The sequence below is a fragment of the Prosthecobacter sp. genome (genome assembly GCF_034366625.1).
GTDB lineage: Bacteria > Verrucomicrobiota > Verrucomicrobiia > Verrucomicrobiales > Verrucomicrobiaceae > Prosthecobacter.
The window spans coordinates 707,027-727,613 of sequence record NZ_JAXMIH010000006.1; the positions used below are offsets into that span (position 1 = coordinate 707,027).

A 20,587-nucleotide genomic window follows, 5' to 3' on the forward strand; every position below is an offset into this window, starting at 1 on the left:
GGGAACCGCACGCACACCTCCACTCCTGAGGCGCGCTGCGGGCTTTTGTCCCGCAGAACCAAGGGCTCCCGGACAAGAGGGCCGCCATAGTCGGGAAAGTACGCGGTTTGGCAAGGGGGAACTTAGCCGCCGAGCGTCACGGTGATGATGCGAACCTCAAACGTGGGTTCGTCCATTTGAAGCTGGTGGCGGTTTTCTTTAAGGAGCCGCAGGCCGCCGTGTCTTGATGGACTGCACGGTGACCTCGGAGCCAAAGGCCTGGATGGAGATTGGCCGGTTGATGGTGGAGTAATCGCCTTTGTGCTCAAACCGCTGTTTGCCGTCCACGGAGATGATTTGCCGGTCCTTGGCCACATGCCAGCGGATCACCACGAACTTTCTCTTTGGGATTTCTCCTTGCATGGGGGTGTAGATTTGGCTGGCCGGCCCGCCGTCGATCCGCAGCTCGTCCGGCCTCCTTTCCCAGTTAAAAATTAACTGGTCGGCTGCATAGCCGAGGCGGAGATCCAGATCTTCAATTTTTACCACCATTTCGATTTCGACCGGAGGGCTGAAACTCGCCTCTGTACTGATGATCTCGCGCCTTTTGAGAACGATGGGTGCGTTCTTGGGCTTCGGGGTGACTTTTTGAGTGTGATCCTCCCAGTCTCCTTCGAGGGTGCCCGGTTGTTCCGCATAGCTTTTGGCAAGCTGCTTGGCCTCCAGAGCTGCATCGGCTTTGCCCGAGCGGGCCAGTTTGACTGTCAGGGCGTCGAGCTGTCTCGCCAGTTCCTTCCGGAGCGGCTCAAGATTGCGCTGCATGCCCGTGCGCAGCGCCTGCACCGCGTCCAAATATTTCCGCCGCAGAGAAGGAAGCTCCCGCAGCCCGGGATCGAGTGTCGGCAGATCCTTCGCCGGATTTGCCGCCACGGCTTCTTTTTCCGCTTTTAGGGCCATCGCTTCCTCCAGTCTTCCCCTCAGCGTGGTTTCTTGCTGAGCCCGGTCCAACGCCTTGATGTAGTTTTGGCTCAGATCCTCGCGTGCCTTGGCAAACGGCGCTTCCACGTCGGTCGAAACCTTGGTCTTATAGGCGAGCAGCAGGGCGCTCAGCTCCGGCTCCGATGGTGCGGCTTGCGCGATCAAGCTTCCGGATGTCAGCGCGAGGACGGCGGCGATGACTGAAAACTTTTGAAAAGTGGAACTCATGGCTGCACGGAGGCTTGTTGGAGCGATGCCATTGACCGGTGATGGATGGAATGCGGATTCTTCACTAACCCCTTGTTTCAATCATCCGTGAGGACGAGTCAGGCAAAAGGATTGGGTGAATTGGTGAAATGATATGAGGAAGGACGACTTCGAGTCAAGCCAAGCGAGCAGGTGGGATCTTACGCGGCATTGGTCCGATTGAGGCAGACCTCGAAGATGGTTTCATCCTCCCGTGAACTGACCAGCCGCAGCTCGGCACCGTTGGCGCGGGCGAGTTCGGTGGCGATGTTGAGGCCGAGGCCGAAGCCGTCGGTCTGGCGGTTGTGGGCTTTGTCGCCGCGGAAGAATCGCTCGAAGAGGCGTGATTGATTCTCAACGGGAATCGCCGGGCCGGTGTTGGTGACGGTGAAGGCGATCTGGGAGTCCTGACGCGTGAGTTGCAGCGCCACGCGACCGGCGGGGCGGTTGTATTTGATGGCGTTGCTGAGCAGGTTTTGAAACACCTGACGTAGCAAAGCACGATCGGCATGCACATTGATTCCGGGCTCGATTTGGTGTTCCAGCGTGAGTCCGGCCTGCTCACAGAGGATTTCGGCGTCTTCGAGAAGGCGTGAGAGGTCGGCGCTGAGGTCGTAGGTGTCGGGATGCGTGGGCAGTCGGCCTGCATCGGCCTGGGAGAGGAGCAGGAGGCTTTGAGTGATTTGTTTGAGCCGTGAGGCCTCTTCAAACAAGGAAATGAAGCGCTCGTGCTCCGTGCTGCCGGGTGTGGTGTGGCGCACGGCGTCGTCCAGCGTGGCGAGCATGATGGCGAGCGGCGTTTTGAGTTCGTGCGAGGCGTCAGCGGTGAAGCGCACGGCTTGCTGGAAGCTTCCTTCGAGGCGTTGCATCATGTCGTTGAGCACGTCGATGAGTTGGGCGAATTCGCGGTCGTCATCCCGGCTAAGGTGGATGCGCTCGGCGAGATCGCTGGCGGTGAGACGCTGGGCGGTGCTGACGACGCGTTCCAGCGGACGCATGGCGCGTTTGGAGGTCCACATCGCGCCGAGACCTGCGAAGGCAAGGCCGATGACACCCGCGCCGACGTACCACCAGGCCATGCGATTGATCTCCGCATAAAAGTCCGTGAGCGAGAGGCCAATGAAGATGGTGTAGCTAGGGCTGCTGAAGGCACCGAAGCGCCAGTCGATCCCGCCGGAGCGGGCGGTGAAGGTGGTCGGCTCGCGCACCATCGGCATCTGCGGGCGGAAGGGGAGATCGCGCTCGGCGGCAGGCTCTGGCGGGGAAAAATCGGGCAGCGTGCCGAGCAGATCGTCGAAGTCCGTGTTCCGGCGTGGCGGCGGCCCATGGCGGCGGCCGGGGGGTGAGCCCGGCCCCGACTCAGGCATTGGCGGCACGTGGCTGAGTTCATCCGCAGTGGGGAAGCAACTGCGGAAATACACGTCGAGATCCTTGGGTGCGTTGGGCGTGGCGAAGATGGTCTTGCCCTGGCGGTGATCCTGCACCACCAGCACTGCGTTGGTGGCATTACGGTCCGGGGAGGTGCCAAACACGAGATCGGCGATCATCTTGAACTGCTCATCGGTCGTGTAGGGATCGATCCGGCTCCAGACCCGCTGGGCGGGAGCGATGATGCGGTCATCGACACTGCGTTCGAGCGTCTGGCTGGCATACCACCAAGCGACGGCACCAAACACGGCCACAAGCGCCCCTGCGACGAGCATCGTCTGCAGGGCCAGACGGATGCGGAAGCTGCGTGTGTTGGCCGGGGCGCTCATGCAATGAGAGGAACGCAGTGAATCTCACGCGGAGAGCGGCGGCACGCACGAAGATAAATCGCAATTAATGCTGCGCCACAAGCGGGCGTCATGCGCGGCGGCTCCAATACCTGCATCAACAACCCACCAGCCGCCATGCACCTCGGAGAAGACTACGCCGCCAGTTACACCACCGATTCATCCACCCAGGCCGATGCCTCGGCCCTCTACCGCCGCCACTGGCATGCGCTGTGCGCCTTTGCCCGAGCCCGAGGCTGTGAGGCTCACGATGCCGAGGACGCCGTGCAGGAACTGTTCGCCAAACTCGTGGCGCAGGGCCAGCACGAACGTGCGGCAGCCATCCTCGACCATGGCGAGCAGGCGGCGTTCCTCTTTGCACGGATGCGCACCCATCTCATCAAGCGCTGGCAGCACCGCATGCGGCAGCGGCGAGGTGGTGGCGTGGTTTGTTTCTCCCTGAGCGATGAAAATGGCGTGGACATCGACATCGCCGACGTCCATGCGGCCCCGGACTGCGAACTCGACCGCGGCTGGGCCCGAGGCGTGATCGACCGTGCCTTGAACTGCATGAGCGTGGAACTGCATGCGCAGGGGCGGGGCGATGTCTGGGGCTGTCTGGAGGAGAACATGATCGAAGGAACACGTACCAGACGCCCGCAAAGCGGGGCGCTACGCACGGCGCTGCATCGTGCGAGAAAGCGGCTGCGGGTCATTCTCAGCGAGCAGTTGCGCGGGATTCGCGAGGAAGATGCCCGCTCCACCCTGCATCTGGCCCTGACGTGAACGAAATGCACGGGGAAGTGTCTCTGAAAGGGCCTTCAAACAGATACTTTCAGAATTGACGCCTGTTTGCTGGCTCTGGTAGTCTAGCCGCCCCGTTTGCCCCATCATGGTTTTGTGCTCCTTCCGCCTTTCAGGCCTACATCTCTTCATCGCCAGCCTGTTTGCCATGGCCACGGCTGCGTTTGCGGCACCGCCCGCTGCCCCGACAAATTTCGCCGCCTCGATGACCTACAAAACCTCCGCCACGATGGCTTGGAGGTTTAGTTGGACAGACAACTCCACGGATGAGGATGGTTTTCGACTTTTCTACCGCTATGGCGGGCCGTCTGGAGTTCAGGGTGTTTATGGCGATCTGCCCGTGTCAGCCGACATCAAGGCGGCGACAGGCCCGCTCTCGATCACGGTGGATTTTCCCTCAAACGGTTTTGGCACGGGCTGGTACGTCGAGTGGTATGTTGCAGCTTACAAATCCTCCCCCGCAGAACAGAGCAGCACCTCAAACTCGGCGACCTACAGCTCCTGGCCTGGCCCGCAGGCACCCACGCTGACCGCCCCGAGCAATCTTGCTGCGACGGCCATTGGTGACGGGGTGTTTCGCATCACTTACAACGACAATTCCAACAGCGAGCAGTACTTCCAGCTCGATTATAAAAAGACCGCTGACAGCACCTGGCTTTCGACCGCCATCGACTTCAACCTAACGACCCAGGATGTCGGGGGCTACCAGGCACGCACCGTCAGCACAGACATGTTCCTGCCAAATTTCATCCCAGGCACCTCCTATAACTTCCGACTGCGTGCCGTGGACTGGTCCAACAATGTCAGCGCGTACACAAGCACTGTGACGGCAGCGACGCAGGCGTTCAAGGCACCGACGGGCCTGTCGGCCACACGGGTGGGCGAGAACACCTTCAACCTGGCATTCACCAACAATTCCACGGCGGAGTCCGGCTACGAGTTCCAGTTTCGCGCGGTGGGATCAGGGACATGGACGACGCTGGGCAATGTGGACGATCCTTTCTTCAACACGATCAACTCAGGCCAGTTGGAGGCCGGCATCAATTATGAGTTCCAGGTGCGTGCCTACATCCGCAGCACGAACGTCGTAACGGACACACCAACGACCTATTCATCCTTCGCCGGACCGGCCACGGGAACAACTCTCTTCAACCCGCCGACGAATCTGGTCGCCACCTCACCCAGCGAGGGGAAGGTGAATCTCACCTGGACGGACAACTCCTCCATCGAAGGCAATTACGAAGTGCAGTGGCGTGTGCTGGGCGCACCCACCTTTGAGGTCTATGGCTACTATGCGGCCAACACCGCCAGCCTGTCGAACCAGTTGATCGCCCCCGGCAAAACGCTGGAGTTTCGCGTGCGTGCCACACGGGGATCACAGGCAGAGATCACTTCCGCCTTCACCAGTACGGCGGAAGTCACCACAGCGTTCAATGCGCCAACCAATCTGGTCGCCACGGCTTCGACGACCACGCCCTACCTGATCAGCTTCACCTGGACGGACAACTCGGCGGTGGAGACGGATTACGAGCTGCAGTTCCGCAAGCAGGGCGGCACCTTCGAGACCCGCAAGATCATCTTCGCCAACTCTGGCACGGCACCGAACAGCATGAGTCTGGCGAATCTGCCGGAGTTCGATCCTGGCAGCATTTACGAATTTCAACTCCGTGCCAATTACACGCTTCTCAATGGCACCGTCTTCGCGACCTCCGCCTTTACCAGCATCTCGACGACCACGACAAAAAACGGCTTCAGCAGCAAGCCGTATGCGCCGATCACACAGGGGGTGCCGTTTTCCTACCAGATGGCAACACTGAGCCAGCAGAGCCGGACCGACTGGACGGTCGGCACGCTGCCCGCAGGCCTGGATTTCAACAGTACCACCGGGGTCATCTCAGGAACACCGACCGTGGCGGGCGCTTTCTCGGTACCCATGACGGCCAACTTCACCGGCGGCACCTCGCATGTGCTGAATCTGGATCTGCGCATTCTGCGTCCGCCAGCAGCGCCACAGATTGCCCAGGCCATCGACCCACAAACCATCGCGGCGAGTTCGAACGCGTCGATTGATCTGGCCACGAAGTTCTCGGATCTGGACACGGATGCCGCCGTGCGCATGGCCACGTCGAAGGGCAACATCGACATCATTCTCTATTCTTCGCTCACACCCGGCACCGTCACCAATTTCCTGGCCTACGACTATGCGGACACGCTGTTCCACCGTGCACCGGCGAATTTTGTGGTCCAGGGCGGCGGCTATCGAAGTTTCGATTCGCCTGACGTCTTTGAGTCCATCACACGGCAGTCCCCGATCACCAACGAGCCGGGTGTCACCAACACGGTCGGCACCGTGGCGATGGCAAAGACCGGCGACGATCCCAACAGCGCCACCAGCGAATTCTTTTTCAGCCTGGGTGACAACAGCGCCAATCTCGACAACCAGAACGGCGGGTTCACCGTGTTTGGACGTGTATCAACACCCTCGCTGAGCGGCGCTCTCACCGCGCTGGCGAACATTCCCACCAGCAGCTACAACGTGAAGCTGCGTGAAGGCGGGGTCACGCCCACCTCGACGAATTTCTCATTTACCAACATTCCCATCGATCAGACGCCGGTTCCTGCCAGCATCGACCAGACGAAGTTGATGAAAGTCACTTCGGTCACCAGCCTGCCCGTGCTGACCTACGCCATCACCAACGCGCCAAACAGTGCCGTTGCCACGGCCACTTTGAACGGCACCAGCCTGCAAATCACCGCTGTCGCACCCGGTACGACTTCGCTGGTGGTCGCAGCAACGGACGTGGATGGCAACAGCACCCCGCAGACGGTGAACATTACGGTTCCCAAATTCGCCGCCACCGTGACGCTGGCCGGTCTGGCGCAGACTTACGATGGTACGCCGCTCTCCGCCACGGCAACCACGAATCCCACCGGCCTCGCGGTCAGCTTCACCTATGACGGTTCCAGCACCGCACCGACGAACGCCGGCAGCTACGCCGTCGTCGGCACCATTGATGATGCCATCTATGAAGGCACGAACGGCGGCACGCTGGTCATTGCCAAAGCCGCTGCCACGGTCACTCCCGGCAATCTCGCACAAGCTTATGACGGCAGTCCGAAGCCGGCCTCGGCGACCACAAATCCCTCCGGCCTCACGGTCAATTTCACGTACGATGGATCGGCCACCGCGCCCACGAACGTGGGCAGTTATGCCGTGGTCGGCACGATCAGCGACACCAATTACACCGGATCGGGCAACGGCACCCTGGTCATTGCCAAGGGTACCGCCACCATCACGCTCGGCAGTCTGGCTCAGGCCTACGATGGCAGTCCAAAGCCAGCTTCAGCCACCACCACGCCCGCAGGCCTCACGGTGGACCTCACGTATGACGGCTCCGCCACCGCACCAAGCGCCTATGGCAGCTATGTGGTCGCTGCCACCATCAGTGACGCGAACTACAACGGCACGGCGGGGGGAACCCTGACTATCAGCGGCCAAACCGCCAGCAACTGGCGCTCCGAGCATTTCTCACCCGCCGAAATCACCGCAGGTCTGGCCGCTGATGATGCCGACCCTGATGGCGACGGCCTCAAAAACCTGGTTGAGTACGCCCTCGGCATGGATCCCCTGAGCCGAACGCCGGCACTAACACCGACCCTTGATGCCAATGGCCTGACCCTGACCTTTACCCGTCCCAAAGCGCTCCCTGGCGTGACTTATGCCGCCGAATCCAGCGATGGGCTGGGCGTCTGGTTTCCCGTGACCCTGGTTCTCGTCAATGATGGCGCAGTGCAGACCCTGCGCGCCAGCGATCCGCTGAGCAGCGGCAATCTCAGCCGCCGCTTCATCCGTCTGGTCTTCACTCCGATCGCACCGTAGTCCGCATTTTCCACACCACTGGCGAAGCGAACGGGTGGGATTTTGCAAGACGATGCCGTGACTGAGCATTGCTGGAATACGGTCACGATCACAAGATGCTGCCCCTCTGACTAGGAGTGTGTGAAAGGCATCGAGCAGGTGCTCCAAGAGGTCGGCAGGAACCAAGCACAAAAAAACCGTGTCACGGATGACACGGCTTTTGAGAAGGGATTCCTTGGAACTCAAGCGCGGCGACGGCGAAATAGAAGGCCCGTCAGGCCGATCAGGCCGAGCATGGCGCGTGAGGGTTCCGGCACCACACTGAAGGTTGCCTCGAAATTGGCAGCACCAGCGTTGTTGAACTCCGGATTGCCGGTGTTGACCCCGTTAGTGTTGATCTGCGAGAACACCTCCAGCGTATAGTTTCCGTTCGCGAGGCCGGAAAGCAGGTTGCCCGGCGTGTAGAAGGCGGTGCCGTTCGAGCCAGCCACGTCTGATCCCCACTGCTGGTCACCACCGCCGCCGATGTTGAGCTGAAAGGCGTAGCTGAACGGAGTGAACGCTCCTGACTCTGTGCCCTGCCAGATGCGATACTGCAACTGCATCCCCGTCACGTCTGAACTGTTGTTTTTGAAGCTCTTGCCCTGGCCGCCGAGACTCAGCGTGCTTCCGGTGCCGGGGTTGAATGTCCCAAGATCGCTGCCTTGGAAGTCAGGATTCCCGGTGGACGCACCGATGTCGTAATAGGTCTGGGAGCCGGTGTTGATGATGACGAATTGATCAAATAATCCGGTCGCTGCAAAGCCGGAAAAGGGCAGCGAGAGAGCAGCAAACAAAAAGAGTTGGGCGGACTTCATGACTGAATTAACGGTTGGAATTTCGGGCGGATTATGAGGATTTCTCGTTTCCGAGTCAATTAGTCAATTGGCTAGCAGACCGGTCGGGCAGGATTCAGGCGTTTCACGGGAGGCTGTTCGCCGTCACCCGCGCTTGATAGAATTTTTGGGTTCCGGAGGGATTTTGATCGGTAAAAGTCAGGCTGCCGCCCGTTCCAGGGCGGTTTTTGGCCTCCGTTTCGTTTTCCAGCGTCCAGGAAACGAGGTCGGGGCTGGAGTAGACATGATAAAATCGTCCCAACACCGTGGGGAAGGCCAGGATGACCGTGTTTTCAGATTGAGTGGCGCTGGTGATGGCGAAGGTGGACGTGCGATCCAGCGGGCTGGTGCCGGCGGTGGACTCGTTTTCGTTGCTCATGCCATCACCATCGTGATCCCCCGTGGGTGAGAGGAGCAAAACGGGTGTGGTCTGGCTGGAAGGGTTGGGGTTGCCGCTGTCGGATGAACTTGGAGCAGAACTCACCTCCGCGCTGCTGACGGCCGAGAGCGTGGCGTAGTAGGTGGTGCCGGTGGTGCCGGTGAAGGTGTAGCTGGTGGTGCTTCCGGTTACGCTGGCGTTGTTCACGACGTTGCTCCCGCCAGGCGTATTGCCGATGCTGATGCGCCACTCGGTAATGTTGTCATGCGCACTGGCATTGCTGGTCCAGGTGAAGGCGCCCTGCGTGCCGATCTGATAATAGGTGGCGTTTGGTGCGCTCGCGGGCGGCGGTGTGACATCGACGACCTTCAAATACTGCGCCAGTTCGCCGTCATTGGTGATGGCATTGCTTGTGCCGCCGTCGAGGCTGACGAAGACCCCGTTGCTGTAAATATCGGCTCCGCTGCGAGGAGAAGCCCAGATGTTCGCGCCTGCATTGCTGCTGGCGAGATTGCGGATGTTGTACTGCCGTGCGGCCGAGTTTTGCAGGCCCAGCAGCGACCAGAGTGGATCGCCGACACCCCCACACAGATCAAAAGTGTCAGACGCCACACCATGCGCCGCTCCGTGGACGAACAAGTTCGCAAAACAGATCACCACGTCTTTGAACGCGGGGGAAGCACCGGCCTGCTCGTATTTGGCGATGGCAAAGACGTTGTTGTTTGGCGTCGTGCCATTCGGCCGTTTGTCGAGGTAGTATTGGTTGATGCTCTTGATTGCCGGACTGTTGAGCCGCGCCCAGTTCACCCGTCCATACCACTGCGCCATGCCGGTGTTGTTCGGCGGCGGCAGCGTCCAAAACTGCGCGCGATTCCACTTTTTGAAGTGCGGAATGCGTTTGCCGAAGTTCAGCTCGTGATCCGTCTCAAAGCCGTCGTAGTGAAAGGTGCCGCCGTTGGTGTTGTAGTTTTGAATGCCCTGCTCCTGGCCGTAAAAAGTCATCGGCAGGCCCGGAACGGCCGCCAGGGCGGCATAACGCGTGGCATTCAGCCAGGCGTCGTTATCAGGCAGGACTTCATCGTGGCCGGTGATGTTCAGCAGGATGGCTCCGGTGCGGTAGTTGCTGCGGCGGGACTCCAGGGCGCTCTGGATCACCCCTTCCTCATTCACATGGCTGGCGGTGAAGTTGAAAACGAGGCTTTCATTGAGGATGTCGAATACGCGGTTGCTGCGGTAGCCCGGCTGTTCGCCATCCAGCGTCTCCGCCATGAAAACAAAATTCCACTTTGCGCTGCGGGTGCGGTTGATGATGTATTCCCACAGTGGATTCGGCAGCCCTTGGCCAAAGTCGCAGCGCAGCGAGTCGATGCCCTTGTTGTCGGCGGCAAGGCGTGCGGCGTAGCTGCCAGTGGTGGAATTGGCAAGCGAGTGTCCCGTCTGCTGCAGCCAGTAGATCGGGTAGTGGCCGAGATAGCGCCATAGTTTGATCACCTCGGGACTCAGGCTGTTCCAGTCCATGACATCGTCCTCATTTTTATGCGGCTCGGAACCGGCGGTGTAGGTGTCGAAGCGCCACTGCGCGGAGTAGCGGCCGTAGTAAAGCTCGGTGACATCACTCCACTTGCCAAAGTCGTTGCGATCGGGCGCGACGGCCTTGTCCTTGTCGCTCAAACTCGTGAAGTAGGTTGCCGGCTGGCCGTAATCGCCCGTGCGCGAGTACCAGTTCACTGGAATCGCATTCGTCGTGCTGCCGGTGAAACCGAGATCGACTCCGCCTTGCCCGTAAACCGCATCCCAGGCTGTGTGATTCGCCACAAAGTCGAGCATGACATTGATCGTTCCCACGCTGCCACCGTAGTCGTCCGCCTTCGTCACGAACGACTGAAACTCACTCATCGCCGAGGCCTCCGTGCCCGCAGTGCCGAGGTAGGGGCTCACGGCGAAGAAATTTTTCGTCGCATACGGACTTCCCGGCGAATACGGCGAGGACGTGGCCGGATCGTTCTCCACACCGAGACCGCCCGTCGGATGGATCGGCTGGAACCACAGGCAGTTCGCTTGAATCGTATTGAAGTAATCGAGGTTCACCGGATCGATGCCGTCGGAGTCGCCATCCGCTGCACCGAGCATGTCGAGGAAAGTGCTGCGTCCGGCCTCACTCGCGGCGGTGGCTTCGATCGTGAGCGGATTGACCTCATAGAGCGTCATTTCGAGTGTCTTCTTCGGACTGACGACCACGGCATGATCACGGTCGCCATAGTAGAACCACGGGCCGGTGGGCGCGAAGCGGTAGCGCACGGTGGCACGATACGCGCCGGTCTTCGTCACCGGAATCGCGGCATTCCAGGTGCTGCCGCTGCTGTTCGTCATCGCATGGGCCTTGTAGTAGTGTGTTTCATTCTGCCCGCAGAGATCACGCGGCGGCGACAGGATGCCATCCGGCACGCCATCGCTGTTGTTGTCCTGCTCGGCCTTGTCACGGCGGTTCAAATTCGTCACCACTTCCACTTCCGTCGGCGGAGTTCCGGCGTTGAAGGTGGCACTGACATTCAGCGGGAAGGTCTCGCCTGCGATTTCGTCGATGAAAAACTTCGTCGTCTGATACGGCCCGCTGGTGTTGTTCACGCTGAAGTCTGTCATGCGGTTCACGCCGCTGATGGTGTAGTTGGCACCGGCATTGTTGTTCCAGGCAAGCGACAGCGCATCCGTGGCGAACCCGCTGTGAAACTTGTCCGGCGTCGCGGTGCTGGTGAGCACATACCAGGCGTAGTTTTTCCCGTCCTTGATGTCCGGGATCGTCGCTGTGGCCGTGTTGCCCGCCACGGTGGCCTGAATGACCTGCGAGTAGGTCCAGCCCGAGTCCGTGTAGCGCACATAGACTTTCTCTTCGACCGCAGGCGTGCCGCTGAGGTTGATGGTGATCAATCCGCTCGTTGCATTCCGTGACACGCCGGTGATGGCGACCGGCGCGGCGCTCAGTTCCATCACGCTGATGAAGGTATTCGCCAAACCGGGGTCTTTGACCGTGAAAACGTACCGTTTGCCATTCGTCACACCGCCGGAGAGCTTCGCCGCGCTGTCGCCGACCGGCTGGTAATACAGGATGGCGAGTTCATTCTTCGGGAAGATCAGATTGCCGCCGTAATCCTGATCCCAGTTGTTCCCAGTGACCATTTTGAAGTTGTAGTCGCTGATGGCGGTGCCGGCGGTCCATTGAAAGCGGAACCATTCCGTGCTGCCATCCGGCCCGGTAAATTTCGTCGAATCAGTCGTGCCGAGATCCCATCCTTGCCCGTCACCCGGAAAATCCACCTCGTTGGCATTCCAGGCGAACGCGGAGGTGGCAAACAAGAGAACTGGAAGAATTCTCTTCATGGGTTCACAAGACGCACTTCGACGCGGTAGAAGCGGGAGGCGGGAGGCGTGGGGTCGGTGATCGTGATGGGTGAGCCGGTGCCGAGGAGGTCGGCGGTCAGCGGGTTCCAGGACGTGAGGTTGTCGGAATAGAACACGCGGTAGAGGCGGTCGGGAATAGTGGTGAAGGTCAGTTCGAAGCCGCCGACGACTTTGGCGGGCACGGGCTGGTAGCGGTCTCCGGCGCGGGGATTGTTACCGAGGATGAACTCCTGCAGGTTGGTGTAGGCGTCGCCGTCGGGATTGCCGCTGTCGCCGTTGATACCGCCGGAGTCGCCGGCATTGAGGTTGTTGGCGGTTTCCCAGGCATCGGGGAGGGCGTCGCCATCGGTGGACTCGCTGAGCGTGGGGCCGGTTTCGAGACCGAACTCGAACACGTCGCCGTCGGTGATGGTGAGCTCGATCTGCTGCGTCTGCGCCTGATTGCGCATGTTGAGCGTGTCGAAGGTGATGACGGGATCGTCATCAATGGCATCGCCGTTGTAGGTGGCGCTTGGCCAACTGGGGATGCTGGTGCGGATGTAGGCGCGCACGACGGCATCGGGCGCGTTGTTGGTGAGGCTGACGATGCCACCGAGGCTGGAGACGCTGCCGAGATAGGTCTGGCCGCTGGTGAGCAGATTGGCAAGATGCGGGCTGAGGCCGTGGCGTTGATACAAGGTGGTCACGCCGCCGGTGAGAGCGAATACGGCACGCAGACTGTTGCCACGCGCCGCGAGCGTGATGGTTTTGGCGATCTTGCCGTCGCTGCTGGTGAAGGTGAAGCCGTTTGTCGCGGTGGTCACGCTGTAGAGATTGTTGACGTAAGCGAGTGCGTCAGGCACGCCGGTGGCGAACCAGTCCTTGAAGCCGCTGGTGCGGTAGCTGCCGGGTTGCGTGCCGCTGACATTCACGTTGCCTTCCTCCTCGGTTTCAAAGCCGGCGTAGCTGTGCGGATTGCCCACGACCTGCATCACCTTGCCATTGACGAGATCGCGCACGAACGCGCAGGTCATGCGGCCGCCGATGCGCTCGAACATGGCAAACACGCGGTCGTTAAAGAGCAGATACTCGTCCTCGCCATCGAGATCGGCATCCTCGGCGGCGGTGCTGACGCTGTTCGCGAGTGTGGCCGCGCTGGCGGCCCACTGGCTGACACGCTGATACACCTTGGCCCAGCGGAACTGGCTCTGCGCGGCCTTGGAGAAGCCGGCGAGGTTGTTGAAGCTGGTATCGGGATAGATGTAGTCGCCGGTGCTGAACTTGGCGAGGTTGGCGCTGGGTTGATCGTGAAATGCCGTGAGCCACATGGCGCTGTGGAAGGCACCGCGGGCCAGACGGCCAAACGACGGATCGCTGATGCCGAGCGTGGTGGCGGCGGTCCAGGCCGTGTCCACGAGGCCGGACACGCCGACCTGGCCGAAGGCTGCGGGCAGCGGCACGCCGGGCCGGATGTTGAAAATCTTGCCGTTCAGGCTCTCCTCGCGCCCCGCCTGGCCGAAGTACCAGTTGTCATAGTTTTCCTGCGTGGCGAAGTGAACGAAGTCCTTCGACACGATGGGCAGCGTGGGCGCGTTGCGCTCGACGAAGGGCCACACATCCGGCGTGCCGTTGCGATTCGAGTCCACCTCACCGGCGGCGATGGCCTCCGGCGTGGTGATTTGAATCCACGGCCGGCTGGCCATCCACGCGATGTTCACGTCGTAGCCGTCCGCGCTCGTCTTGGTGGTGAAATCGCTCCAATCGCTGCCGAGGATGACGACCTGATCCTGCGTGGCGCTGCGCGCCTTGCGGTTCAACAGCTCGCGCAGGGAGGTGTTGAGGCCGCCATCGGTGTTCTGGAAGCGGAACTGGCTGGGCTGGTCGCTGATGGCGAAAACCTTGACGCCGTGGATGCGGTTGAGGCGGTAGCCATCGTTGCCTAGAGCGCTGCTGCGGCCAAACCACTTCTCGAAATGCCGCGCCTGCTCGGCGTAGCTGAAGCTGAAGCCAGAGGCGGCGAAATCGCTGTAGGTTTCGTCTCGCAGCACTTGTTCCGGTGGATACACCGTGACGGGCGTGGCGTGGTAAAGATCTGCCATCGGCGTGTTGGCATCGGTGAAATTTGTTTGCGTGTAACTGAGCGGGAAGTAGGAGGCGATGTGATCGCCATAGGTGGTGCCAACGAAATGCACAACGCCGCCGCCGACGAGCGCGTCGAGACGCGCATTGAAAGCAGGGCCATCACGCCACGGTTTGCTCACGGCGGGATCGACCTTGGCCCACTGAATGGCACTGCCGAGCGTCGGCGTGAGATGCAGGGCCATGGGGACGCCGTAGGCCTCATGCACATCGAGCGGCCGATACCACCCTGCCCCGGCACCGTTGTTGATGAGCGCCTGAACTTCGCTGCCGGCGAGCAGCGGACGTGATTCGTGAATGAGGCTGGCGACTTTGACACGCTTGAAGCGATCATTGCTGCCACCGGGGCCAAACCAGGCCTTCAACACGCTGCCCGCACCGGCGAGGGTGCTTTGATCGCGCCAGTAGTCGCTGGCAATGTTGTCATCGTAGATGCTGTCACGGATGTCACCGCGCCCGGCGATGTCGCTGCCGTCTTTGGTGGTATAGACCTGGAAGTTGAGCGTGGAGGCATCACCGAGCCAGCCGGCATCCATGAGAGCCTGGCGGCTGATGCTGAACTCGACGGCGTCGAGCTTGCTGTTGAACCAGGATTTTTTGAAGCCGTTCGCATCCGCCTGCGTGCGGCGCACGACGCCGAAGTCGGTGGGGTTCTCGTCGAAGGCGGTCGAATGGCCCGACAACGGCGTGTCCACATACACCGCACCGCTGTCCGTGGCGTAACAGGCCACCACGGCCTCCCATTTCATGTTGGTACGTGTGTCGATGCCATCCGGCAGCGCGGACTCGCCGTTGGCAGGGCTGTTGAAGTCGATCACGACGTAGATGTCGAGATTGGCATCCTCCGCGAAGGCGGCGAGATCCTGCACATCGACGCGGAAGTAGAAGTTGCCGTCACCACCGGCTCCGGTGCTGCCGCCATCGTGCGCGTAGAAGGCCACGAGGTCGCGGCTGCTGTCAAAGCCGTCGTAAGCGCGATACAAGTCGCTGCCCTGGTTGTTGGTGCCGTCGCCGTTGTATTCGTCGAGGGCGATGAGATCGCCGATGGCCCAGTCGGTGAATTCGCGGTTGTTGCTCACACCACCGGCCACCACCGGCGTCTGCGGGCCGATGACGATCTGTCCCGGCGGCGGTGGCGTCACGATGTTGTTCTCGCGCGGACTCGTGCCGTTGGTGATCTCCTGCAAATTGGAGAAGCCATCGAGATCGGGATCGCCATTGGGGCCGTTCACGGCGAGCGCCGTGACGCCGCGAAAGCTCAGCGTGCCGTTGTCGAGCGGATCGAGGTTGTAGCGGGCTTCCCAGCCGTCCGTGAGGCCGTCGGCATCGGTGTCGGCCTTGAGCGGATCGCTTTCGCTCCATTCTTCGGGTGATTCCCAGATGCGGTTGGTGTTGGTGTCGCCAGCGATGCTGCCGTTGAAGTCCTTGTCCTCGCCGTTGCCATCCACCGCGCCATCGCCGTCGGTGTCGGCGTTGTTGGGATCGGTTTCGGTCCAGATTTCGCCGGGATTGCGGACGCCATCAGGCCAGGTGCGTGCCAGCGAAGGATTGGCGTTCGTGGCGAGCGATTCACCATCGCCCTGCAACCAGCCATCGCGGTTTGCATCTTCGACACCGTCTTTGATGCCGTCATTGTCGGTGTCAGGATCATCGGGACTGGTGACGCTGCCGCGCAGTTGTTTCGCCCGATCACCGCCTTCGCTCAGCGTGTTGACGCCGGGCACGTTGTTGAGGTTGTCGATGGTGTTGTAGAACGGCGGATCTAGGTCGCCGATGAAGTTTAAGATGCCGTCGCCATTCGTGTCCACGCCGGGAATGGTGCCGAAGTCGTATTTGAGATCGAGATCGGCATCGGTCCAGGTTTCGCTGGCTTCACCCGCATCATGCACGCCGTTGTTGTTCGTGTCCGTCCAGTCGAAGAGACCGTTTCCGGCTCCGATGACGGTGGGGGAACCGTAACCAGTGTCAGAAAAGGTCTCACCGATGATGGTCGGGCCGCGCCAGCCGACTTCGAGCGCATCGGGCAGGCCGTCGCCATCGGAGTCGGGGTTGTGGGGATCACTTTTGCCGAAGGCGTGGTAGATGTGGATTTCGCCATTGGTCCAGGTCTCAGGATTCGGCTTCGGCGAGACCAGATAACCATTCGGCAGCGGCGTGGCGGTGGCTTCATCGCCATCGAGCAGGCCGTCGTCATCGTCATCGGGATCGGTCGCGCTGGCGGGTGTCACTTGCCGAAAAAAAACGCGCGCGTTGCGGGTATCGTGATTTTCGCCGCCGGGAGCGAAGACGGTGGCGGTGAAGCGGAACTCGCCCTGCGTCATGTTTTGCCAGGTGAAGTCCCAGAACTTGGTGTTGCCCTCCGTGGTGACCACCGACTCACCGGCGATGTCCATGGGGCCGTTGTTGATGGTGAGCGTGACGCTGGTGGCATCCGCTGCGGTGGCGACGCGGATGGTGTAGCGGCGCTGATCAGCCGTGGGCGCGGCGACATCCGGCAGGATGATGTCAAACGGCTTACCATCGCTGTCGAGATCCGGCGGCGTGTCGATGCTGATGCGCGGGACCTGCGACGGCATGAAGCGCACCAGGCGTGTGGTGGAGATGTCGGGCGTGGGTGTCGGACGGTCGTGCGTGACTTCGATCTTGTGCAGGTAGTCGGGCTGATCGTTGTAGAGATTCGGCAGCGTGAAGGCGAGGGCGTGGCAGTCGTCCGTTTCGTTGAGGTTGATGGTGTAAGCATCACGCGAATAGGCGGTGAGCACGCCGCCGTCGTCATTGGAACCAATGCGGATGGTGAAGCGGTCGCGGAGCTGCGTGGTGGTGAGGCCGTCGGCCAGCGACTTGGTGAAATAGACTTTCATCACATAACCGTCGCCCACGAGGTCACCATGATTCTGCGGGTAGGCGATGAACATGCGGATGTCCGGCCCGGCGGTGGTCACGGTGCGCTGCAACGTGGTGAAATGACCGGCGACGTCGCTGAGCGCGAAGTCCTTGTAGGCGGCGCTGCTGAGTTCACGCAGGCGCACCTGGATCGTGGCGCTGCCGGTGGCGGGAATGTTGGTGTAGTTGAGCCGCCATTCCTTTTGGTAGACCGGATTGAGCGCCTGGAAGCTGAGCGAGGGCGTGACTTCGGTGGCCTTGACCCAGGAGGTGGCCAGCGTGGCATCCCAGGTGCCGTCTTCGTCCAAATCGACAAAGGCTTCCCCGGCATCGCGTACGCCATCACGGTCGCTGTCGGTGAACGGTTCATAGCCGCCACCGTTGCCGCTCAAAGAACGCGTGATGCCGTCGTCGTTGGTCGCATCGCCGTCGGTGATGTTGTACCAGACTTCGGTGACGCTGGAGTCGGTGCGGACGACGCCACCGTACTCGCTGCCGCCCACCGTGTCGCCGTTGGTCTCTGGAAAACGGATTTCACCGAGCGGGCGCTGCGCATCGAAGTAGAACGACTGCGTGAAGGTGTTGTAGATGCTGGCCTGGCCGCCGCGATTGAGGAAAGCCCGCGCACGGATGACGTGCATGCCTTCGCTCAGGCCGGTCTGCTCCGCGCCATAGTCCGCATGCGGGCGGATCACGGTGGTGGTGAGATCACGCACGCTGGTTTCAAAGGTGGTCAGCATCTTCTGCTTCCGCGTGACGGCGTCCGCATTGCCGGGCCACCAGGAGGGAGCGGCGTCTTTGTAGATGCCGATTTTGTATTTGGATGTGGTGTTGAAATCGACCGGCAAAGGCACGGCGCTCCACCAGTCGCTCGCGCCGCCGTCGTCGTTGTGCCGGTAAATCATCTCGGCGACCTTCGTGGTGCCATAAGCCCTGCCGCCAGCGCCCTCGGGATTGCTGCCGTCGTTGGTGTAATAGAGGAACATCTTGTAGCCGGCTCCAACGCTGTTGGCCTTCGCCCACATCTCGTTGTTGGCGGCGTCGTATTGATTGCGTGCCGGGGTGATGTTGCCGACCGGCGCCGCAGGATCGTGGTAGAGGAAGGCGGCGGTGTCGGCGTCGATGAACTTGGCGGTGGTGCCATTCACAACGGTGCTGGTGGTGAAGGTTTCCGCGCCTGCGGAGCCGGTGGCGTTGCGTGCGGTATCTTTGGCAGCGAACAGCTCGGGATGAATGCGGCTGACGAATGCTGGCTGCTCGTAGCCATGAAAGGTGTCCGTGCTCACCGCCGGCGGATTGTCGCGTGAATCGCCGCCCGCGTGATTGATCGCGTTCAAATTGATGCCGCCGTCGAGTTTGAGCAGGATGTTTGCCGCCGAGCCGTCTGTGCGGGCGATGAAGCGCACGGCGGTGCCGTCGGTGATGCGCGGAATTTCCGCGCTGTAAGTGTAGTCGGTCAGATTCGTGTCTGGGAGCAGCACGGGACGCGAGGCTTCGGGCAGCGTGCCGCCGCTGAAGGCTTTGTCGCCATTCGAGCCGTCTTTGCGATTCACGGTGACGGTGACGGCGGTCACACCGTTTTGCGTGATGGTGATGGGACGACCACCGAAGTTTTTCCACAGCTCGGACGGGTCGGGATTCTTCCAGGAGAAAAGGAAGTAGCCACCGGCGGGCACCACCGTGCCACCCAGCTCCTCCTTGAACTTGTAGAAGCCGCCGCCATACCACGAGTAGTTGTACAAATAGGCTCCGGCGGGAAAGGCGCTGCCAAGACTGCCGCGCGCCTGACCGCTGGCATAGTTGTCATTGAGCATGACGAGCAGCGTGACACCGTTCTCATCGCTCATGGAAGGGTTCTCGCGCTTGTCGATGCGCTCCCACGCAACAAAGTCGCCATCGCTCCAGCGACCAACTTGATAACCGCGCGCGAACTGATCATGCACATAGAGCAGGTTGGGCACACGGCCATCGGCCCATTGGCCAAGGAAGGAAGTGTTGGCATGCCGTGGGAAGGCGCCGCCGCTTTCACCGAGAGTTTCGGCCTGATAGTTGCCATCGGTGTAAAGCAGGCCGAGGCCCTGGCGCAGGAAGTAGAAGGCGTGCTGCAACTCGCGACGTGCGGCGTAATCGTTGTCATGGCTCTGCGCGTGCATCACGCCCACATCCGCGCCGAAACCGCCGGAACCGGGCGCATCGAAGCCTTCGAGACCGCTGGAGGGATTGCCGAGTTTGCCGTTGAGCTGCTCGCGCAACACGTTGTCCACCAAACGCATGCCGGAGTCGATGTAAGGGCCGTAGGCGGGCGGTTCGCCGAGATGTTCGCCAAACAGCATGGCATCATCGCGGCCCGTTTCGGTGTTGAAGACGCTGTCGCGATGATTCGTGTCGCTGAAGCCGCGCGAGATGTTGAACTGGCGCTGCACCTGACCGGTGTAGCCGTAATCGCTCGAATCTTTGTCCGCACCGAAGGTCGCGCCGAAAAAATCGGAGCGCACATGCTTCACGGCGTCGAGCCGCAGACCGTCGCCTTTCGTGCGGTCGATGAGCCAGCGCGCGGCGCGGTTGAGGTAGTCTTCCACACGCTCGGAGTAGAAGGACGGATTCGCCTGGAGCAGCTCGGTGGTGATGCCGTTGCCGGGACCAAAGCCGACATACGTGCCGTTGGGCAGGTAGCAGTAGTGTTCCGGCCGCGCCAGATCGCGGATGAACTTGATCTTGAGCGCCGTGCTGCCTTCGCTGCTGCCGAAATTCTGATTCGTGTCCCCCGGCTCCTGCGCGATGTCGATGAGATCGGCGAGACCGAGGTTCTGCACCTGCCAGGCATCATTCCACGAGCGCGTGTTGTCCCACTTGCGGTAGAAGCCGTCCTGCGTCTTGCGCAGATGAAAATCTTCCGGCACGAGGCCTGGATACAGATCCACCGGCGTCGTTTCATTGTAGCCCGGCACGTCGAACGCGCGGTGGTTCATGATGTTGTCGAAGTAGATGCGGATGCCGAAGCGGTGCGCGGTTTCGACGAGGCGAATCAGCTCCGCCTCCGTGCCGTAACGCGTTTTGATCGAGCCGCGCTGGTTTTTGGAACCCAGATCGAACGGATCCCACATGTCATAGCCGACGGAGAGGCCGCCCGAGCCTTTGGTCGGCGGCGGCAGCCACAGCGCGGAGTAACCCGCCTCGGCCAGCTCGGGCATCTTGTTGGTGATCTCCACCCAGCTCGTGTTGAAGTACTGCAGCATCGTTTCCGCGCGCAGCGACGGCGTCAGCACGCACAGCAGCGCCAGGAACCGGCAGAAACGATGGAGAGAGATGATCATGG

General features: G+C 61.1%; 7 protein-coding genes. 2 read left to right on the forward strand and 5 right to left on the reverse strand.

The features are described from left to right. Positions 1-198 precede the first annotated feature (198 nt). Positions 199-1,266, reverse strand: coding sequence for a hypothetical protein (locus U1A53_RS05665; protein ID WP_322279542.1), 1,068 nt, complete (start codon positions 1,264-1,266; stop codon positions 199-201). 98 nt (positions 1,267-1,364) lie between these two features. Beyond that, positions 1,365-2,960 carry an ATP-binding protein gene (locus U1A53_RS05670; protein ID WP_322279543.1) on the reverse strand — a complete coding sequence of 532 codons (1,596 nt, stop codon included), beginning with the start codon at positions 2,958-2,960 and terminating at the stop codon, positions 1,365-1,367. Between the two features lie 135 nt (positions 2,961-3,095). Here U1A53_RS05670 and U1A53_RS05675 point away from each other — a divergent pair, with 135 nt between their 5' ends. Further along, positions 3,096-3,743: a hypothetical protein gene (locus U1A53_RS05675; RefSeq protein WP_322279545.1), complete on the forward strand. Its 648-nt coding sequence runs from the start codon at positions 3,096-3,098 to the stop codon at positions 3,741-3,743. A 106-nt stretch (positions 3,744-3,849) separates the two neighbouring features. Further along, on the forward strand, positions 3,850-7,641 hold the full coding sequence (locus U1A53_RS05680) for an MBG domain-containing protein (protein WP_322279547.1): 3,792 nt from the start codon (positions 3,850-3,852) through the stop codon (positions 7,639-7,641). Between the two features lie 221 nt (positions 7,642-7,862). Here the strand turns inward: U1A53_RS05680 and U1A53_RS05685 are convergent, their stop codons facing one another. The 3 genes from U1A53_RS05685 to U1A53_RS05695 form a co-directional block, all read right to left on the reverse strand. Then, positions 7,863-8,477, reverse strand: a complete 615-nt coding sequence (locus tag U1A53_RS05685; protein WP_322279549.1) for a hypothetical protein — start codon at positions 8,475-8,477, stop codon at positions 7,863-7,865. A 103-nt stretch (positions 8,478-8,580) separates the two neighbouring features. Further along, complete coding sequence (locus U1A53_RS05690; protein WP_322279550.1) at positions 8,581-12,249, reverse strand: alpha-amylase family glycosyl hydrolase; 3,669 nt, start codon at positions 12,247-12,249, stop codon at positions 8,581-8,583. Beyond that, positions 12,246-20,585, reverse strand: a complete 8,340-nt coding sequence (locus tag U1A53_RS05695) for an alpha-amylase family glycosyl hydrolase (protein WP_322279551.1) — start codon at positions 20,583-20,585, stop codon at positions 12,246-12,248. Before U1A53_RS05695 ends, U1A53_RS05690 begins: the two co-directional genes overlap by 4 nt. Between the last annotated feature and the right edge of the window lie 2 nt (positions 20,586-20,587).